The 19,645-nt window shown below is 46.5% G+C and carries 16 protein-coding genes; 15 read left to right on the top strand and 1 reads right to left on the bottom strand.

Annotated features, from left to right (window positions below; translation table 11 throughout):
• Positions 1 to 23: 23 nt before the first annotated feature.
• On the bottom strand, positions 24 to 866 hold the full coding sequence (locus AAGC78_RS09805; RefSeq protein ID WP_435783894.1) for a type 1 glutamine amidotransferase domain-containing protein: 843 nt from the start codon (positions 864 to 866) through the stop codon (positions 24 to 26).
• Between the two features lie 137 nt (positions 867 to 1,003).
• On the opposite strand from AAGC78_RS09805, the gene AAGC78_RS09800 reads away from it, so the two are divergent.
• From AAGC78_RS09800 to AAGC78_RS09730, 15 genes are all read left to right on the top strand, one after another.
• Positions 1,004 to 1,909, top strand: coding sequence for a LysR family transcriptional regulator (locus tag AAGC78_RS09800; protein WP_435783893.1), 906 nt, complete (start codon positions 1,004 to 1,006; stop codon positions 1,907 to 1,909).
• Between the two features lie 75 nt (positions 1,910 to 1,984).
• Entirely contained in the window at positions 1,985 to 4,918 is a 2,934-nt protein-coding gene (locus AAGC78_RS09795; protein ID WP_435783892.1) for a bifunctional diguanylate cyclase/phosphodiesterase, read from the top strand.
• A gap of 336 nt (positions 4,919 to 5,254) precedes the next feature.
• Positions 5,255 to 6,829 (top strand): pectate lyase, encoded by a 1,575-nt coding sequence (locus AAGC78_RS09790; RefSeq protein WP_435783891.1) that lies wholly within the window; start codon positions 5,255 to 5,257, stop codon positions 6,827 to 6,829.
• Between the two features lie 259 nt (positions 6,830 to 7,088).
• Complete coding sequence (locus AAGC78_RS09785; protein ID WP_435783890.1) at positions 7,089 to 10,778, top strand: thrombospondin type 3 repeat-containing protein; 3,690 nt, start codon at positions 7,089 to 7,091, stop codon at positions 10,776 to 10,778.
• A 91-nt stretch (positions 10,779 to 10,869) separates the two neighbouring features.
• Positions 10,870 to 11,823: a CDF family Co(II)/Ni(II) efflux transporter DmeF gene (gene dmeF / locus AAGC78_RS09780; protein WP_435783889.1), complete on the top strand. Its 954-nt coding sequence runs from the start codon at positions 10,870 to 10,872 to the stop codon at positions 11,821 to 11,823.
• Between the two features lie 167 nt (positions 11,824 to 11,990).
• A complete protein-coding gene (locus AAGC78_RS09775; protein WP_435783888.1) occupies positions 11,991 to 12,566 on the top strand; it encodes a DUF4255 domain-containing protein in 576 nt (191 codons plus the stop codon).
• A 15-nt stretch (positions 12,567 to 12,581) separates the two neighbouring features.
• Positions 12,582 to 13,391, top strand: coding sequence for a hypothetical protein (locus AAGC78_RS09770; RefSeq protein WP_435783887.1), 810 nt, complete (start codon positions 12,582 to 12,584; stop codon positions 13,389 to 13,391).
• A gap of 17 nt (positions 13,392 to 13,408) precedes the next feature.
• On the top strand, positions 13,409 to 15,055 hold the full coding sequence (locus AAGC78_RS09765; protein WP_435783886.1) for a phage tail sheath family protein: 1,647 nt from the start codon (positions 13,409 to 13,411) through the stop codon (positions 15,053 to 15,055).
• A 137-nt stretch (positions 15,056 to 15,192) separates the two neighbouring features.
• Positions 15,193 to 15,651, top strand: coding sequence for a phage tail protein (locus AAGC78_RS09760; RefSeq protein WP_435783885.1), 459 nt, complete (start codon positions 15,193 to 15,195; stop codon positions 15,649 to 15,651).
• Between the two features lie 22 nt (positions 15,652 to 15,673).
• A complete protein-coding gene (locus AAGC78_RS09755; protein ID WP_435783884.1) occupies positions 15,674 to 16,156 on the top strand; it encodes a phage tail protein in 483 nt (160 codons plus the stop codon).
• 39 nt (positions 16,157 to 16,195) lie between these two features.
• The gene (locus AAGC78_RS09750) at positions 16,196 to 16,375 is read left to right on the top strand and encodes a DUF5908 family protein (protein ID WP_435783883.1); all 180 of its coding nucleotides are present in this window, start codon (positions 16,196 to 16,198) and stop codon (positions 16,373 to 16,375) included.
• 3 nt (positions 16,376 to 16,378) lie between these two features.
• Entirely contained in the window at positions 16,379 to 17,056 is a 678-nt protein-coding gene (locus AAGC78_RS09745; protein WP_435783882.1) for a peptidoglycan-binding protein, read from the top strand.
• 4 nt (positions 17,057 to 17,060) lie between these two features.
• Positions 17,061 to 18,851 carry a type VI secretion system tip protein VgrG gene (gene vgrG / locus AAGC78_RS09740; RefSeq protein ID WP_435783881.1) on the top strand — a complete coding sequence of 597 codons (1,791 nt, stop codon included), beginning with the start codon at positions 17,061 to 17,063 and terminating at the stop codon, positions 18,849 to 18,851.
• A 44-nt stretch (positions 18,852 to 18,895) separates the two neighbouring features.
• On the top strand, positions 18,896 to 19,186 hold the full coding sequence (locus AAGC78_RS09735; protein WP_435783879.1) for a PAAR domain-containing protein: 291 nt from the start codon (positions 18,896 to 18,898) through the stop codon (positions 19,184 to 19,186).
• 31 nt (positions 19,187 to 19,217) lie between these two features.
• Positions 19,218 to 19,625, top strand: a complete 408-nt coding sequence (locus AAGC78_RS09730) for a GPW/gp25 family protein (RefSeq protein WP_435783878.1) — start codon at positions 19,218 to 19,220, stop codon at positions 19,623 to 19,625.
• The last annotated feature ends 20 nt before the right edge of the window (positions 19,626 to 19,645 follow it).

Raw genomic sequence — 19,645 nt, 5'->3', positions numbered from 1 at the left:
TAATTCACGACTTTATCTGCGTATTATTTTTTCGCCAAACGCGCGATTAATTTCTCACCTACACCGATTGCCGAAGCGGGATTTTGTCCGGTAATTAATTCGCGGTCTTCCACTATATTTGCTTGCCACAAAGGTTGCGCACTGAATTTCGCTCCGGCTTGTTCAAGGGCAGTTTGTGGATAAAATTTCATTTCGCCGCCACCCAATTGTGCTTTTGATGCTTCCTCTTCTGCATTGCTGAATACCGTCAATTTGTAACCAGAGTAAATCCATTTTTGTGCAGCGGCTTTGTTGGTGCGTGTTAATGAGTCGGTAAATTTGGTGGCGTCGGGCAAGGTAGAAATCAGTGCAATTGGCCCGTGGCAAACCAGTGCGGTGGGTTTGTTGTTGTGATGGAAAGTGGTCAACAATTTGCCCAGATTTTTATCGGTTAATAAATCCTGCATAGGCGCGTGGCCGCCGGGCACAAGCACGGCATCGAACTGTTCGTAGCCGATTTGTTCAACGCGTGCAAGGCTTATAACCGGTGAGTTGGTCGGTGAAGTGACCGCCAGTTTATCGAGCAATTTGATGTGCTCGTCCATAGCTTTAGTATCTCCGCCAAAGAACATCGGGTTGATCGAACCTTTGTCCAGGGTCGGCGCGCGGCCGGTGGGTGTTACGAAGGTGATCTGGTGTCCAGCATCGAGTAGCATTTTTATCGGCTGCATGGCCTCGTTCAGGTAAAAGCCGGTGGCGAAAGTTTTGCCGGCTTTGAGTTCAAGTGTGTCGGTATCGGACAGCACCACCAGCACATTGGCGGCCTGCGCAAAACTGGCAGTTGCCATTAATGCAACGGCGGCAATCAGGCGATAAAGCGTTTTCATAATCTGTTCCTCAGTAAGTAAATGATGGTGCCTGCAGAGATTTAGCTGGCTAACAGGCATGGGAACAGTTTATTGATGCCATAAGCGGCGATAAACTATCGGCAAGCAAAATCATTTTTTCTTTTGAGGCAATAATTGTGCGCCGCTTCGATCACCTGGCAGATCTGGAAATCTTTATTACCGTAGTGGAGACAGGTTCTATGACGGCGGGCGCCGTCGCGTTGGGAACCACTCCTTCAGTCGTTAGCCGGGCGGTTGTGCGGCTGGAGGCTCGTTTGGGTTGCCAGTTATTGCGCCGGACGACCAGACGTATCGGTCTGACCGATGCAGGGCGTTTGTATCTGGAACAGGCCAAGGGTGCTTTCGGTTTGATTGATGACGCCGAGCGCGCGATCCAGCAAACCGGTGCCGAAACCGTCGGGCGCATCCGCCTGAGTGTGCCGACCACTTATGGACATTACCGCCTGCCTTCCCGCCTTGCCCGCTATATGGCGCAGCATCCGGCAGTTAAGGTGGATGTGAATATCACTAACCGCAATGTGGATTTGATCGCTGAGGGGTACGACTTCGCCATCCGCCTCGGCGCCTTAAAAGACAGCGGCTTGGTCGCACGCAAATTGGAAGAGGCACCGCTGGGATTATTCGCTGCGCCCGATTATCTCCAGCGCATGGGTACACCCAGCTCGCTGGAGGCATTAAAAACCCACCGCTGTATTTTGTTTTTGATCCCCAGTACCGGCCGCGCAATTCCCTGGCAATTTCAGGAGGTTGGAGTCGATATTGATTGGATGCCAGAGGCGGCAATTGAAGTGACCGATGATCCGCTCGGCGTGGTGTCACTCGCCGAGAGCGGGATCGGCATCTGCCAAGCCTACGACTTTATTGTCGCCGACCGTATAGCGCATGGGACTTTGGTCGAAGTCTTGCCAGAGCTGCGTGGGCGCTCGCGCAGTTTTTCGCTGATCTATGCGCCACACAAAACCCTGACGGCAGCGGCCAAGGCCTTTATTGATACGATGGTTTCTGATGAAAGTTTGGGCTAAATCGGGCGGGCAATAGGTCGGGTGGCTGCTATAGTAATCATTAACGATCACTTTTTCGCCGGACTTTCCCCCTCGATGCCTGATGCTATACCCCTCCTACTGCGCCGCCCCAAGCTGCTGGCGTTGGTAGTGTTGACTACTTGCCTGAGTCTGGCGGCGCTGGTCATTTGGCAGCTGGAGCAAAACCAGCGCCATGCGATGCGCGCCGACGTAGAGAATATCGCCCAGAACCACGCGTTTCTGGTGCGCGATAGTCTGGATCAGGCGCTGACGCTCAATTATTCCCTCGCTGCCCTGATCCGGCTTAGCCAAGGCGAGCCGCGCCGTTTTGATGATGTCGCGCGCGAGCTGCTGCCCTACTTCGAAAGCGTTTCCCACATCAGCATTTCACCCAACGGCATCATCAGCCAGGTCTATCCGCTTGCGGGCAATGAAAAGTCGGTCGGCTTTAACCAGCTTGAAGATTCAGCGCAAAACAAAGAGGCGATCCGCGCGCGCGATACCGGCAGGCTAACGCTCGCGGGCCCGGTGCAATTGGTGCAGGGTGGTGTTGGCGCCGTATCGCGTCTGCCGGTTTTTCTGGATGACCAAGGCGAGTCCCGTTTCTGGGGATTTACCAATGTGATCATCCGCATCAATCGCCTGCTGGAAACCGCCAACCTCTACCAATTAGAACAACAGGCGATGGCCTATAAACTCTGGCGTACTAATCCGGACACTGGTGAAGAAGACATCATTGCTGCCAATGCACCGGAATATTTACTTGATCCGATCCACAAATCCTTTGAGGTTCCCAATGGCACCTGGACGCTCAGTGTTGCGCCTATTGGTGGATGGATCGGCGGCTGGCGGTTGGTGGGTGAAATATTTATCGCATTGTTGATCAGCCTGTTGCTCTCCTACCAAAGTTGGTTGATGGTGCGTTTGCAGCGTCGCCGTTTAACTCTGCAAGATGCCGTCGCCGAACAAACGCGTGAGTTATTGAATGCACGTGCGCAACTGCAAGCAACCCTCGATGCGATTCCCGATTTGTTATTCGATATAGATGCGAACGGCATCATCCACAACTATCACACCAACCAACCTGAATTACTCACGGTCGCACCGGAGCGATTTTTGGGTAAAAGTTTTCATCAATTTTTATCGAGCCACGCCTGCGCAATTGTTCATGAAGCTATTGATGAGGCGATGGAAAAAGATGTCTCCATCGGCAAAAGTTATTCAATTAATTTGCCGCGTGGGCTAGCGACGTTTGAACTTTCGGTATCGCGCAAAGCGAATGATCACGATGGCCTCGCGCGTTTTGTGGTTTTGAGCCGCGATATTACCCAGCGCCGCGCTGCAGAAGATGAGTTGCGTGTAGCAGCAACGGCATTTGAAGCGCGTGAAGGCATGATGATTACCGACCCCGATGGTACCATCGTGCGCGTTAATAAAGCCTTTACTGAAATCACCGGTTATGAAGCTGACGAAGTGGCCGGAAAAAATCCACGCATATTAAGTTCCGGCTATCACAATGCCGAGTTCTATCAGCAGATGTGGGAAGCGATTATTGAAAAAGGAAATTGGAAAGGCGAAGTCTGGAACCGCCGTCGCACAGGAGAGATTTATCCTGAATGGCTCACAATTACTGCAGTAAAAGACCAGCAGGGAAAAATCACCCAATACGTTTCAACATTGGCCGATATTAGCGAGCGCAAAGAAAGTGAAGAGCGCATTAACAAGCTCGCGTTTTTTGATCCGCTGACGCAATTGCCCAATCGCCGTTTGTTACAAGAGCGATTGGAACAGGCCATCGCCAGTAGCCACCGCCAGCACACACTCGGCGCATTATTGTTTATTGATCTTGACGATTTCAAAACGCTCAACGACAACCGCGGCCATCACATTGGTGATTTATTATTAATCGCGGTTGCCGACCGTTTGCGCAATGCGGTGCGCAAACAAGATACAGTCGCGCGACTCGGTGGCGATGAATTTTTAGTAGTGCTCGAAGGGCTCGGACAAGTGCACGACGATGCTGCTGCGCAAGCAGAGCAAGTCGGCGAAAAAATTCTCTCTAGTTTGAACCAACACTACTCGCTTGAAGGCCAGGATTATTTTAATTCGCCCAGTATCGGTATTTGTTTGTTTGGCGATCAGCCCGCGCAAATTGATGAATTGTTAAAACAAGCTGATCAGGCGATGTATCACGCAAAAGCCGCCGGGCGAAATACCCTGCGCTTTTTTGATCCGGAAATGCAAGCCGTCACTGCGCAGCGATTTGCGATGCAAAACGAAATTCGCGAAGCATTGAATCAACGCCAGTTCCAACTCTATTACCAACCACAAGTGGACCACACCGGAAAAATTGTCGGTGCGGAAGCATTGATTCGCTGGTTGCATCCGCAGCGCGGTATGGTGCCGCCGCTGGATTTTATTCCGCTCGCCGAAGAATCCGGTTTGATTTTAGCGATGGGTAATTGGATCTTCGCCACTGCCTGTTCGCAGTTGGTGGTGTGGAGTAAATCTGTCGCCACTGCCGATATTATTCTTTCGGTCAATGTCAGCGCGCGTCAATTCCAGCACCCGGATTTTGTTGCGCAACTGATGTTGATTATTCACGGCAGCGGCGTTGATCCGCGCAAGCTGAAACTGGAATTAACCGAGAGCATGCTGGTCGCCAACCCGCAAGACATCATCACCAAAATGGATGCGCTGAAAACCCACGGTATTAAATTTTCGCTCGACGATTTCGGTACCGGTTATTCGTCGCTCTCCTATTTAAAACGCTTGCCGATCAGCGAATTAAAAATCGATAAATCCTTCGTCAATGACATATTGATCGACCCCAACGACGCCGCCATCGCGCGCATGATTATCCGCCTCGCCCAAAGCATGGAACTCACTGTGATCGCCGAAGGTGTAGAGACAAAAGAACAGCGCGACTGGTTGGAAAGTGAAGGTTGCTATAAATATCAGGGGTATTATTTTGGCCGCCCGGTTGCGGTCGATCATTTCAAAGCTTGATGTACTAATGTCTATAAAGAAACATCCTATTACTGAATCTGTTTCCCTCGCACCAAGTGTTGTAACTATTGGAAACGACCAAAACGGTCACCATCGGATAATCTGGATTTATCAACTTATAAGTGCAAAGATGCGCTCCACGGCCTGCAACTCATGCAGCGTCGGATCCGCATCCAAGAGCGTCTGTAGTGTAGATGGCAGTCTGAGGATGAAGGAAAGAATAACAATAATGCTTGAGTAATCCTTACAGGAAAAGTTGTACTTCCGCGTAATCGCAGCACGGCATCATCGGTCAATCCGTCCTTAATAATTAATAACTAAGACGAGATTGTAACTATGTTCACTACCAAAACAGCTGTATCAACCAAGAACGATATTTGTTTTACCCTTAAATCCATTTCTGCTGCAGTAGCTATGCTCACTGCAAGTTCTGCTTTTGCTGCGGCTACCGGTGGTTTCTCCACTACCGACGGCGGCAATATTTCGGGTGCGCAATCTTTTACTGCATCTACCTACGAGCAAATCAACACGATTATTGCCAACGCAAAAGTCAATGCGAGCGGCACTAAAGTGACTGGTGGTGCTTATCCGCTCATCATTACTTACACCGGCAATGAAGATGCATTGATCAATCAGGTGATTGCAGATCACACTGTTAATGCGTCTGGTAATTGCCCCAAGCCGCGTTGGAATGATGCGTATCGCTATGTAGAAATTAAAGAATTTACCAAAGGTATTACCATCATCGGTGCCAATGGTTCGTCTGCGAATTTCGGTATAGTCGTCAATAAATCCAGCAACGTAATTGTGCGCAACATGAAAATCGGCGCGCTCGCCGGTGCAAATAACGATGCAGATATGATTCGCATCGACAGCGGCACCAACGTGTGGGTTGATCACAACGAACTGTTTGCGGTGAACAATGAATGTAATGGTTCACCGGATGGCGATCTCACCTTTGAAAGTGCAATCGATATCAAAAAAGATTCACACAATATCACTGTATCTTACAACGTCATTCGCGATAGTAAAAAAGTGGGGCTTGATGGTTCCAGCAGTAGCGATATCGCGGGCGGCCGCGAAATTACTTTCCACCACAATATTTATCGCAACGTAAATGCACGCTTGCCATTACAACGCGGTGGTTGGACGCACATGTACAACAACCTTTACGATGGCATCACCGATTCCGGTATCAACGTTCGCCAAGCCGGTTATGCATTAATTGAAAGCAACTGGTTCCAGAATGCAAAAAATCCGATTACCTGCCGTTACGACAGCAGCAATTGTGGCTTCTGGGATTTGCGCAATAACAACGTTAAAAACCCGGGCGACTTTGCAACGTACAACATCACCTGGAGCAGTGGCGGCACCATCGACGCAACCAACTGGACCACTACCGCACCTTTCCCGATTAGCATTCCTTACAGCTATTCACCGGTAACACCGCAATGCGTAAAAGATAAACTCGATCAGTACGCCGGCGTAGGTAAAAACAACGCGCAATTAACCACATCGGTTTGTGGTGGCAGCACTACCAGCTCCGTAGCAAGTTCAACTACACCGGTTGCCTCATCAAGCAAATCATCCAGTTCAATCGCCGCCGTTTCTTCCAGCAAGTCATCAAGCTCAATTGCGGTTAGCTCATCAAGCAAATCATCTGTCGCCGCAAGCTCTATCAGCAGCGCTCCGGTATTGAGCGGCACCGGCGATTATCCAAGCGGCTTTTCCAAGTGCGCTGACTTAGGCGGAACCTGTGCAGTAGATTCCGGCGATGGCTGGGTAGCCTTCGGCCGCAAAGGCAAGTGGGTCACCAAAAAAGTAACCGTCGGTGGTTCAATCGCCTGCACTGTAGCAGCCTTCGGCTCTGATCCAGGCGGCAACCCAAACAAATGCTCTTACAAAAAATAATTACTTAAGATGTGAAATAAAAAAACCGATCCCAAAAGGATCGGTTTTTTCTTATCAATAGATAAACTTAAAGTCAAAGATGGCCAAACGTCTTGGGCACTTCCTGAGTGTTGATCCTCTGGCTCCTGGGCAAAGACAACAAGTTCAAATTTTTTATATCCTCTCACTTTAGTATCACGAATAACTTTATAATGATCCGGCCAGCCGTCCCGTATGGGATATTGCCCCTAGAAGGTCTTCATTACTCAAGGAGTTCGTCATGTCTGTGTTTCCAAAGGGAATTGCGTTATGCATGCTATTCCTGTCCACCCTGCTTTTGAGTGGTAATGCTGCGGCATTGCACGTAAGTACAAAAGTTGAAGGTGGATCTGTTTATTTCCTTTTCTCTGCACCAAACAAAATCGCCCGTTACGATATGGCTAGCCAAAGCCAGTTGGAAGACGTTGCTTTGTCCAAAGTGCCTACAGCATTTGCTGTCAGCGGTAACAAAGCCTATGTTGCCTTCCATCGCGAATTGCGTGAGATAGATCTCGCCACTGGCAACAGTGTCTTTATTCGCAATACCAGTAACGACATCACCAGTATAGTTGTGCTCAAGGATCATCTCTATGCTTCGGAAAATAGCGGCACAATTTACGTAATCAAGAAGACAGATTTTAGCCTTACAGAAACATCTTCCGTGAGTTATCGGGGTGCAGGTGGCAGTGTTGCTTCACCGACAAATAATGCAATCTATTCACGCTCTACAGGCGTATCCCCCTCTGATATTGAAAAAATGAGCGTGGGTAGCGACGGTAAAATTACTGGCAATATGGATAGTCCTTATCATGGCGCTTATCCGAATGCGACTGCTCTCTACCTGAATGCATCCCAGAGCAAAGTGTATGATAACGCGGGGATAATCTATTTTGCTGCTGATCTAAAATACGCCGGTAGTTTGGCCGGTAGCCTTGATGCAATTACTTTTATTGGCGATAACCCGGTGGTGTTGCGCAATACCAAATTGACTTTGTTTAACAGTAGTCATTTGGAATTGGGGTCTTTTAATTTAACAGAAAAGCCGGAGTTCATTTCTGCGTACAACGAGCGCATTTTCACCTTCAAAATTTCTGCCAGTAATGTGCAAAGCGCCAGCTTTGATGCCTCAGGTTTTGATCTTCCAAAACCCGGTGATGCAGTTAATCCTGTTGGATTGAATTACACGCCGGAATTTATTGTGCATGACAATAACAATATCGTGTATCTGGTTGATCGCGAATCCCTCAGCGTATTTCGCTGGTCACTTAATGAGAAAAAATATTTATCCACTTGGCCATTATTGGCTCCGCCAAGTTGGGCAACTTATTCGGAAGCGCATAAGCGGTTGTATCTGGGTTATGAGACGGGAAAAATAACCTATCTTGCAACCAATCAAGCTACTCCTGCAGAAACACATTTTTCAAGCTTGCCAAGCCAAACCCAGGGATTGTTGGCAACAGGTAATTTTTTATTTGCAGTTGATAATTCCGGAGCTTGGGCAACACATTATAGTTTTGCCGCAGATGGGCGTATTGTTGACTCGAAGGATTGGGCTTATATCGGGCGTGAATACGTGTGGAATCCAGTTACCCACCGCGTGTATTCACATCGCGATGACACTTCACCGAACGATATTGTGTGGCGTGAGTTGAATACAGAAACAGGTATGTTTGTAGATAGTGGCGATTCGCCCTATCACGGAGATACCTTGAATATTCGCTATCCATTGGTGGTAAGTAACGATGGTGAATACCTTCTTAATGGTGCCGGCCAAATTGTCGATGCGCATAACATCAGTGTGCTTAATGCCTTATCCAATAGCATCAGTTCCGGTGTTTGGATAAACAATAAACCGGTCACTATTACGCAAAGTACCAATACATTGCAGTTCTGGAATAGTGATTTTTCGCTCGAATCAAATTTCGCAATAACCGATGCTATTAGCGTGTCAGTAGCAAATGTGAATAATCAATTAGTGTTGATAAAACAAACTGCAACTGGCCCCGGTATTAGCGTTTTTGATGTGTCTAATTTGCCTGACACAGATGCCGACGGTGTACATGATCTTAAAGATAACTGTGTAAAAGTCGCTAACCCGAACCAGTCAGATTACGATGAGGATGGTATTGGCGATCTGTGTGATAGCGATGACGATAATGATGGTATCCCGGATGATATTGAAATTAGTTGGGGTTTGAATCCACGTAATGCAGCCGATGCCGATGGCGACCTTGATCAGGATACTTACTCCAATCGTGTGGAATATCTTTTGGGTTCCGATGCGAGAAATAAGCAGTCTCTTCCGGTTGCATTGGATATCTATAAAGAAAACTTTGAAAAAGGTTGGCCCAAAGGTTTTTACACACCCAATGGAAAATTGCCGTGGACTATTCAGTCTGGTGGCTATGAAAGTGGGTTTGCGTTGCGCTCATCACCTGTTCGTTCGACCAACGCATCGAGTGAAGTTAGTTTCACCGCACTTTTTAGTAGCACCAATGTTTCATTTCGCTTAAGTAATACCGGAAATAATAATTATGTTTTCCGTTTGCGTGTATTTGTAGATGGACAAGAAGTGTCATCAGCTTATGGGGATTATTCCAACAGTAATTGGTCAACCTTATCGTTCAGACTTAATCCCGGGTTACACACGATCACATTTAAAGTGAGCGCTGATTATCTTTGGGGTAATGAAAACGAAATAAGCTTCTTAATAGATGATATTAGCTTCGATAAAGATACTGACGGGGATGGTGTAGGTGACGCGCTTGATAACTGCCCTGCCGTTAGCAATGGATGGCAAGCTGATTATGATAAAGATGGTATTGGCGATGAATGTGATAACGATCCATTTAATCAGGATACCGATGGAGACGGTTACGGCGATGCGCGCGACAATTGCCCTGCTCTAGCGAACCCGGATCAAGCTGATATTGATCGCGATGGTTTGGGTGATGCTTGTGACTCGACCGACAATCGTCCGAAGGATACCGACAATGATGGAATTTATGATTACGCTGATAACTGCCCATTAATTTCGAATCCACTGCAAGAAAATATGGATTACGATAACAAAGGCGATGTTTGCGATGATGATATTGATGGTGATGGTATCAGCGGAGAGATTGAATCCAAATACAGCTTTATGAATGATCGCAATGCAGCAGATGCATTACTTGATCAGGATGGTGATGGTGTAGCTAATGGAATAGAAATCAAATCTGGATATGCACCAGACAAGGCTGACACGCATTCGGTAGTCAATTTATTTGATTATTATTTGGTAGGCGAAATTGAATACACCTATTTATCTTCAACTGGTAATTATCGCCGCTACACAATTAAAAAGGCGCAGGTAAAAGATCAATTCCAGGTCACCTCTAGCGATGGCTGGATGAATACAATTGATCGTCGTAGCGATGGATTTTATTTCCGCGAAACTGTCACTGTTGACCAGAGCTATCAGGCAAAGAACGTTTACACAAATTGGATGTTGATTCCTAAATCACTTAAATTAGGTCAGAGTCTAAAAACCAATGCTGTGTTGGATATGTACGATGACAACAATAAACCCTACGGTAAAATCAATTTTGAACGGACATTTCAATTAGTCGAAATTGGTGAGCGTGTCTGGAAAGGCAAAACATATCCATCAGTGACTTTGCAGATAACAAACTTGCAAGATGGAAATTACCCAAGCACTTATTTCATCACCTATCTTAAAGGTGTAGGGAATTTCGATGAGGGCGACTATAAGTTGGATTCAGCAGTATTAACTTCGGTAGATAAACCCGTTGTTGAAGGTGGCGGCGGTAATAATGGAGGCAGTGGTGGTGATAAGTCCGGCGGTGGCGGTGGTAGCAGCAATCTCTGGATGCTTATCCTGTTGGCTGGCTTGATGAGTTATTACCGTTTGAGTCCTGCGAAAGGGTAGAAAAACCTATAAAAGTATCGATGAGAAAGGAGGCATTTGCCTCCTTTTTCATTTATGGTAACTGCATTGTATTTATTTTTTGGTTATCGCTATGACTTCAACTTTCAAAACCTGCCATCACCCTATTCCCACCCAAACCAATCCGCTTGCGGAAAAGAACACACTGCGTGCATTGGTGCTTACGGCCGTGATGATGGTTTTGGAAATTGTCGGGGGCTGGTATTACAACTCCATGGCGTTGCTCGCCGATGGCTGGCATATGAGTTCCCACGTGGTTGCGCTTGGGTTGGCACTATTTACTTATATAGTTGCGCGCAAGCTGGCGGCGGATGGACGTTTTACATTTGGCGTGTGGAAAATCGAAGTGCTCGGCGGTTATACCAGTGCGATTTTATTATTGCTGGTGGCGGTGACCATGTTTTATCACTCGGCGGAGCGATTAATTAATCCTGCGCAAATTCATTACAACGAAGCAATCACCCTTGCGATTGTAGGGCTATTGGTCAATCTGGTATGCGCCTGGTTATTAAAGGATGGACACCATCATCATCACGAACATGCACATGATCACTCCCACGGTGACCATGCACATCATCATGATCACCATCACGGCCATGAAGATTTAAATCTGCGCGCTGCTTACATGCACGTGGTAGCCGATGCAGCGACATCGGTACTGGCGATCATCGCGTTGTTCGGTGGAAAATTATTTGGTGCAGACTGGCTTGATCCGGTCATGGGCATTGTGGGTGGCGTATTGGTTGCGGTCTGGGCGATAGGTTTAATGCGCACAAGCGGTCGCGCATTATTAGACGCGGAAATGGATGCGCCGGTAGTGGAAGAAATTCGCGAGGTAATTGCGGCGAGCCCTATAGCGGCAGAAATTCGCGATTTGCATGTGTGGCGAGTTGGGCGAAATCAATACGCCTGCGTGTTGTCATTAATCACACAAAACAATGTACAACCGGAATTTTTTAAAAACCAATTACAAATTCATGAAGAGTTGGTTCATATCACTGTTGAAATTATTAAGCGCGAAGAATAAAAAATAATCATTATTTTAATCCGATGTAATGCGCGGTAATAAAATTTGTCGTCGAACTCTACCAAAAACCTTTTATGACTGTGTTGGTATTTAAAAAAGAACAAGACGTCAAAATTTTTTGTGCTAACATCTTTCAAACATAACGAAAACACCGGTCAGGAGTTCAGGTGATCCAGGCTGCTCTCAGTCATTTAGCGAATCAGCTGAATGCTTATCTCAAACGTACTAATAATCTCACAGAAGATATTGTGGTAGTTTCGAGTTTAATAGAGAGCGATGGCAGCGCTGCACCTCATACAAATAACAAATTAGTTTTACTCCTGACTAATATTGAAAAAGACACTGTGCCCCAATCAGTTACGTCGCGCGCCTCTGGATTTGACGGTCGTGCGTTAGTTGGAAGCCGGTCAGTTCATTTAAATTTGTCGGTCATTTTGGCAGCGAATTTCAGTGGCAGTAATTATGCTGAAGCGCTCAAGTTTATTTCCAAAGCAATTGCTTTTTTTCAGATGCAGCCGGTGTTTGATAAACATTCATCACCGGATCTGGACTCCCGCATCGATAAACTCGTATTGGATATCGAGAACCTGAATATTCAGGATTTAAGTAATCTGTGGGGTTTGTTGGGCGGGAAGTACCTTCCCTCCGTTTATTACCGTGTGCGCATGGTAACCATCAATCCTGATAACGTATTGGCGCAAGTGCCTCTGGCAACGCGGCCGCAGAGTGATGTTCGCAGTTAATTCGGGTAACTGGCTATGGCCCATTTCACCACCCTTTTTACGCTGGATGTTGAACATACTTTTTTTGCCGATGGGCGCTGTAATAATTTGATATTTGTGCCGACCTCGCATTCGCAGCGAGTGTTGCAGCAATATCAATTGTTAGTAAAAGAAAATGAAAACGGTTTTTCGATTATTGCCGATCAGGAATTTGTAGTTCCTTTTGATGACGATGCTGTGCTGCGTTTTGATGTGTTTGCGCAAGATCCCTATTTTGGATTTTATACCGCAGAAACAAAAGGCCGAACGCAGCCGTTGTATTGCACGACAAAAAATATTACTGCGGATAACAGCAGTCTTGTGATCAGCAATGAACAACCGGCAGAATCGGAACAGCGTGATATCCGGCGCGCAAAGCCGGGAACAAAAACACCACTGTTGGTGTTAGACATCGAATTAAATGGCATTGAATTTTTGTCGGCACTGAAAAATGCAGCGCCGATTGCGCGCACTATTAAATTTAATACGCGCGATATTTATTGGAAATATTATTTTTTTGGTGAACTTGCGAAATTGGAATTGGACATCCATGATCTTAGTTCACAAATGGCAGCAGATTTTTATCCCAGTGATGAACCTGTTGCGAGAAATGGCAAAGCATTTATTTCGCATCACCCAATTGCGATGAGCAGCGAGCCGAAACAGCGCTTTCAGTTAAAAGATAAAAATAATTCGGGCAAGATCCTGATCAAGCGTTTACCTAACGCAGGAGTTAACTTGATCGGCAAGAGCAGGGACCTCAGGGGGCAGCAGATCCTTGTTGCAGAAATTTATGTAAATCAATAGCACTTAAAGGAAAGAATATGGCTGGCGCGTACAAAACTCCCGGTGTCTACATTCTCGAAAAAGACGCCTTCCCCAACTCCGTTGTTGAAGTAGCTACCGCCGTACCGGCGTTTGTTGGCTACACGGAATTTGCCGATAACAAAGGTAAAAGTCTGCTCAACAAACCTTGGCGTATTTCTTCAATGGCTGAATTTGTCAGCTACTTTGGAGGCCCACCGCCAGCCACATTTACCATCTCCCGCAAAGGCAGCACGGCGCCTACTCCCGCTACTTTTGTTGCATCGCCCGGTGCCTCGGATGATGAAAAGAAAATCGCTGCTGAAATTAATAATGCTCGCCAAGCGGTTGCGGCAATTGCCGGTGCAGATAAAAACACCGACACATTCAGCGGTGATGAAGAAGATTTTTCTACCGGCAAAGACGATAAATTTTTCCTCTCGCTGGATGGTTCCTACTATCTGCTGTATCGCAGCATGATGCTGTTTTTCCAAAACGGCGGCGGTGCATGCTATGTGGTTTCTGTTGGCGGCTACGAGAATGGAATTGAAGAAGGCGAATTGTCGGAAGGCATTCAACTGCTGAAGAAAGAGCAAGAGCCAACCATGTTGGTAATTCCGGATGCAGTGTCCCTGGCTTCGGCAGATTGTTACAAGTTGCAGCAAACTATGGTTGCCCATTGTGGCTATGAAATGAAAAATCGCTTTGCCATTCTCGATGTGTTTGGCGGCTTCATGGATAACCGCGACAACTCTTGCATCGATAATTTCCGCAATAAAATGGCGACTAATTTCCCCGCCTACAGCGCGGTTTATTATCCCTGGTTGAACAGCTCGGTTGTGCCGGTAAGTGAATTGTCATTCCGCAATATCCATGAAGACAGTTTGGATAATGTTGTTAGCCTGCTTAGTTTGGAAGTGCGCGAAACAATCGCTTCGCTGAAAAAACAAGAAAGCATTATTACTGAAATCAAAAAGCTGCCAGATACCCCGAACAAAAGCAGTGCCGAAAATAATGAACTGCACAAAACCCTTACCGCTGTTTGCCCGCTGTACACCAAAATCCTTGCGGGTCTGCAACACAAATTAAATTTGTTACCACCGAGTGCGGCAATGGCTGGTATTTACACCATGGTGGATAACACTCGCGGTGTATGGAAAGCGCCGGCGAATGTTAGCTTGAGTGCGGTATCGTCACCCACCGTAAATATCAATCACGAAGAGCAAGAAGATCTCAACGTGAATACCGCCGGTAAATCAGTGAATGCAATTCGCACCTTTATCGGCGAAGGCACTTTGGTGTGGGGCGCGCGTACCCTTGATGGCAATAGCCTCGATTGGCGTTACGTGAATGTGCGTCGCACCATGATCATGTTGGAAGAGTCAGTGAAACTTGCCAGCAAAGCTTATGTGTTTGAACCGAACGTTGCCAACACCTGGGTCACCATCAAAAGCATGATTGGTAATTTCCTGACCGGTGTGTGGAAGCGTGGTGGTTTGGCAGGTTCAAGTCCTGAAGATGCATTCAGTGTGCATGTCGGTTTGGGCGAGACCATGACTGCTGAAGATATTCTCGAAGGGATTTTACGCGTGACGGTATTGGTTGCCCTGAGCCGTCCAGCGGAATTTATCGAGATTACTTTCCAGCAACAGATGCAAAAATCTTAAGTGCTTATTTGTACTGCCGAGTCAGTACATAAAAATTAACGCGAGGTTTTTGTCATCAATTGTCAGCGAGATATCGCTGGCAAGCAGGGACTTCGCACATTTTTTCACCCCATAGATAAATTAAGGTAGAGATTACTATGGCAGAAGACGGCTCAACACAATCAGCCAATATTTGGCCACTGCCCAAGTTTCACTTTGAAGTGAAATGGGATTCAAACGTTATGTCCTTCCAGGAAGTCAGTGGACTGGATATTCAATCCGAAGAAATTAAATATCGTTCGGGCGACAGCAAGCAATTTTCCGTGATCAAAATGCCGGGCATGAAAAAATTCGGCAACGTGACCATGAAAAAAGGCGTGTTCAAAGGCGATAACAAATTTTGGGATTGGCTCAACCAAATTAAATTAAATACCATCAAGCGTGTTCCTATCACCATTAGCTTGCTCGATGAGAGCAGTGCACCAACTATGGTGTGGACTCTCGCAAATGCCTGGCCAACAAAAATTTCTTCTACTGACCTAAAAGCAGAAGGCAATGAAGTGGCTATCGAAAGCATTGAAATTGTTCACGAAGGTTTAACCATTGCGAATAGCTAATGGTTGGAGTGTGCAATAGCAAATGTCAGCAGCATCCCCAGCAGCAAATACAGAAGGCGGTTTTTATCCGCCTTCTGCGTTTTATTTCAAAGTAGTTTTTGGCAACCGCGCCAATAGCCCCGATTCGTCTTTTCAAGATGTATCGGGTATATCCAGTGAGATGTCGACTGAAGAAGTGCCTGAAGGTGGCGAGAATCGTTTTGTGCATAAATTGCCGACAGCGATTAAACATCCAAACCTGGAATTAAAGCGCGGCATTGCACCTAGCACTTCACCATTGGTGGTGTGGTGCCAAACGGTGATGGAGCGGGGTTTTATCGAAAGGATCGAACCACAAACTATCCGTGTTTATTTATTGGATGAAAAAGCGCAACCGCTACGTGGATGGGTATTCGTTAATGCATTTCCGGTGAAGTGGGAAGTGGATGGTTTTAACTCAACCAAAAATGAAGTGGCAATTGAAAAAATAACCTTCAGTTATACCTATTCAAAACGTATTAAATAATTGTAACCCCGGTTTTTGAAAATAGTTGGATAGGCCGCCATGGCAATAGAAATTAAACAGTTGATCATTAAATCCACGGTGGTGGATGAAGATGAGGATACAAACACCAGGGAGGCCTACCAAGACAGGGATTCAGTAAATGCCAATATCAAACACGAAGTATTGAGCGAGTGTCGTCGCTTGATCGTGGAAATGCTCAGCGATAAAGGGCTGCGTTAAATCATGACTTCTGCTACTGGCACTAAAATAAAATTAAGAATATCGCCTTGCGATGTCGCCGATGGTGTGGCAACTGTAAATGGTGATCCTTCATTTGAAGCCCTGATTAATCCCGCTGGCTACACCCACAGCTCATCGATCCAATACGCCGAAAACAAAGCATTTGGCCCAGGTACAGAAAAAAAATATTCAAAGTCCGAGCCAGATAAAATCGCATTCAAAGAAATGGTGCTCGATGGCACCGGTGTTGTTGAAGGAACACAAAGCAGCGTGCGTGAGCAAATTGCTCTGCTGCGCCAAGTTGTATATGACTACAATGGATCCGAGCATGAGCCACCGGTAGTAGAAGTTTCCTGGGGTCCGCTATTATTTAAAGCGCGCATGGAAGCGTTAAAAGTTCATTACACACTGTTCAAGCCCAGTGGTGAACCGCTGCGCGCGAAAATGGATTTAACGTTTACCGCGTACAAAAGTACGGAAGAAGTATTCCGTGAATCCAGTCTTGAATCTCCAGACTTAACCCATTTGGTCGAAGTAAAAGCCGGCGATACTTTGCCTATGCTTTGCTATCAAATTTATAAAGACAGTTCTTACTACGTCGCTGTTGCACGTCTCAACCAACTCAACAATTTTCGCCAGCTAAAACCCGGCCAATTGTTACGCTTTCCTCCGCTGGTGTAGTGCTATGGCTAATTCTCCCTTACTCACTTCTGGTGGCGTAGTTAAGCTGGATATTTTGGTGAATGGCAGCGTTATATCCAATGCATTTGAAGTCATCTCTATAGATATAAGTTGTTGTGTTAATCGGATTAATACAGCAACCATAGTATTTAATGATGGCAATATGCCGGAGGGAAAATTTCCCGGTAGTGATAGCGCCACTCTTTTACCGGGTGCAAAAATTACTATCAAGGCAGGCTACGATGCTGAATCAGTGGATATTTTCAGCGGAATCATTATCAAACACTCAGTAAAAATTAGTGGGATTAATGCGGCTCGTTTAATAGTTGAATGCAAAGACAAAGCAATTGGCATGACCGTCGGACGAAAAAATGCCAATTATATTGATAAAACAGACAGTGACATCCTCACCAGTTTGATCGGCAAGTGCGCCGGACTCTCTGCGGCAGTGACGGCAACAACCTACCAACATAAAGAGTTGGTGCAATTTTATTGTAGCGATTGGGATTTTATGCTCGCGCGTGCAGAAGCCAATGGCATGCTGGCAATTCTGGATGCAGGAAAAGTCACTATTGCTCCACCCGCCGTCAGCAGTGCTCCCGTACTTACAGTTACTTATGGCATAGACATTATTGACTTCAATGCGGAATTGGACGCGCGTCACCAATTTAGCAGCGTCACCACTAATGGTTGGGATTTGGCGACACAACAGCTGGTACAACAAACTGCGACAACGGAATCCCTAACCAGTCAAGGTAACGTCGAAGCGTCTACGCTGGCCGAGGTATTGGCGCTGAGTGATTTTCGCTTGCAAAGTACTACACCGCAGGGCACCGGTGCGCTTACTGCATGGGCCAAAGCGCAACAATTGAAATCGGCGCTTGCGCGTATTCGCGGACATGTGAGTTTCCAAGGCAGTGCATTAGCCAAACCCGGTGTGTTAATCGAGCTTGCTGCTGTTGGCGAGCGGTTCAATGGCAATGCATTTATCAGCGCAGTACACCATGAGATTAGAGATGGTAATTGGACGACGCGTGCTGAATTTGGCATGCATCCTAATTGGTTTACTGAAACCAATGAATTAGAGGCTCCATTAGCCGCTGGCCTTAACGCCGGCATAAATGGATTGCATATCGGAACGGTGATGAAACTGGATGCTGATCCGGAAAGCGAACACCGCGTGCAAGTCTCTATTCCTGAAATGAGTGCCGAAACGGATGGCTTCTGGGCGCGACTCACCAACTTTTACAGCTCAAATAGTTTTGGCGCTTTTTTTATTCCAGAAATTGGCGATGAAGTTGTGCTAGGTTTTTTTAATGATGACCCTTCCCATCCAGTTATTTTAGGCAGCGTTTACAGCAGCAAAAATCCACCAGCCTATGCACTGACGGCCGAGAACAATACCAAAGCTATTGTCACGCGCACCAAAATGAAAATGGAATTTGATGAAGATAAAAAAAACATCACCATCATTACGCCTGGTACCAACAAAATTGTGATCAGCGACGATGGAAAATCCATTTTGCTGCAAGATCAAAATAACAACAAAGTCACGTTGGACTCTGCCGGTATTACACTCGATAGCCCCAAAGATATTACGCTCAAAGCACAAGGCAAAATTGCGATGACGGCGAGCGGTAATATTGAAGCAACTTCGCAAATGGATATCAAACAAACCGGGTTGAATATCACCAGCACCGCCAACATAGGTTTCACCGCCAAAGGCAGTGCGACGGCGGAAGTCTCTGCATCTGGCACCACCACCATTAAAGGTGCAATGGTGATGATCAACTAATCCGGTAATCCGATTTTATTTTTTGACGAAAAGGAAATTAATAAATGCCACTCGCAGCGCGAATTACCGATATGCATGCCTGCCCTATGTTCACTGGCCCGGTTCCTCATGTAGGTGGACCAATTAGCGGCCCCTGTGTGCCTACCGTGCTAATTGGCAGTCTACCCGCAGCGGTGGTCGGTGATATGTGCGTTTGTGTTGGTCCTCCAGATTCAATTGTAAAAGGCTCAGCCACAGTAATGATTGGTGGCAGGCCAGCAGCGCGCATGGGTGATGCAACAGCGCACGGCGGCAATATTGTATTGGGTATGCCAACGGTAATTATTGGCGGCTAAACAAGTTAAAACAGAGTCACGACTATCTGCTATGAGCAATAAATCTTTTTTAGGTACCGGCTGGAGTTTTCCGCCGCAATTTACCAGCAAGGGATTAGCGACGGTAAGTGCGGAACAGGATATCCACGAGAGCCTGTTAATTTTGTTATCCACCACTCCCGGTGAGCGAGTGATGCAACCCATATACGGTTGCGGTTTGAAAGCTCACGTATTTGATACGCTCGATGAGAGAAGCTTTGCGCTAATGCGCGATACAGTAGAGAAAGCAATTTTATTTTTTGAACCGCGTGTAGTGGTTGAGCGAATTGATGTCAGTGATGACGACTATCGCGAAGGTAAAGTGCAAATCCATGTCCACTACCGGGTAAGGGCGACTAACAACCGCTACAACCTGGTGTATCCGTTTTATTTTAATGAAGGCACTAATGTCTCGCTTTAATGTGACCTTTCATCCATGGC

Origin of the sequence: Cellvibrio sp. (assembly GCF_039207905.1) — a bacterium.
Classification (GTDB): Bacteria; Pseudomonadota; Gammaproteobacteria; order Pseudomonadales; family Cellvibrionaceae; genus Cellvibrio.
The sequence above is the reverse complement of the archived record's forward strand: the minus strand, read 5'-3'. Positions and strand labels throughout refer to the sequence as shown.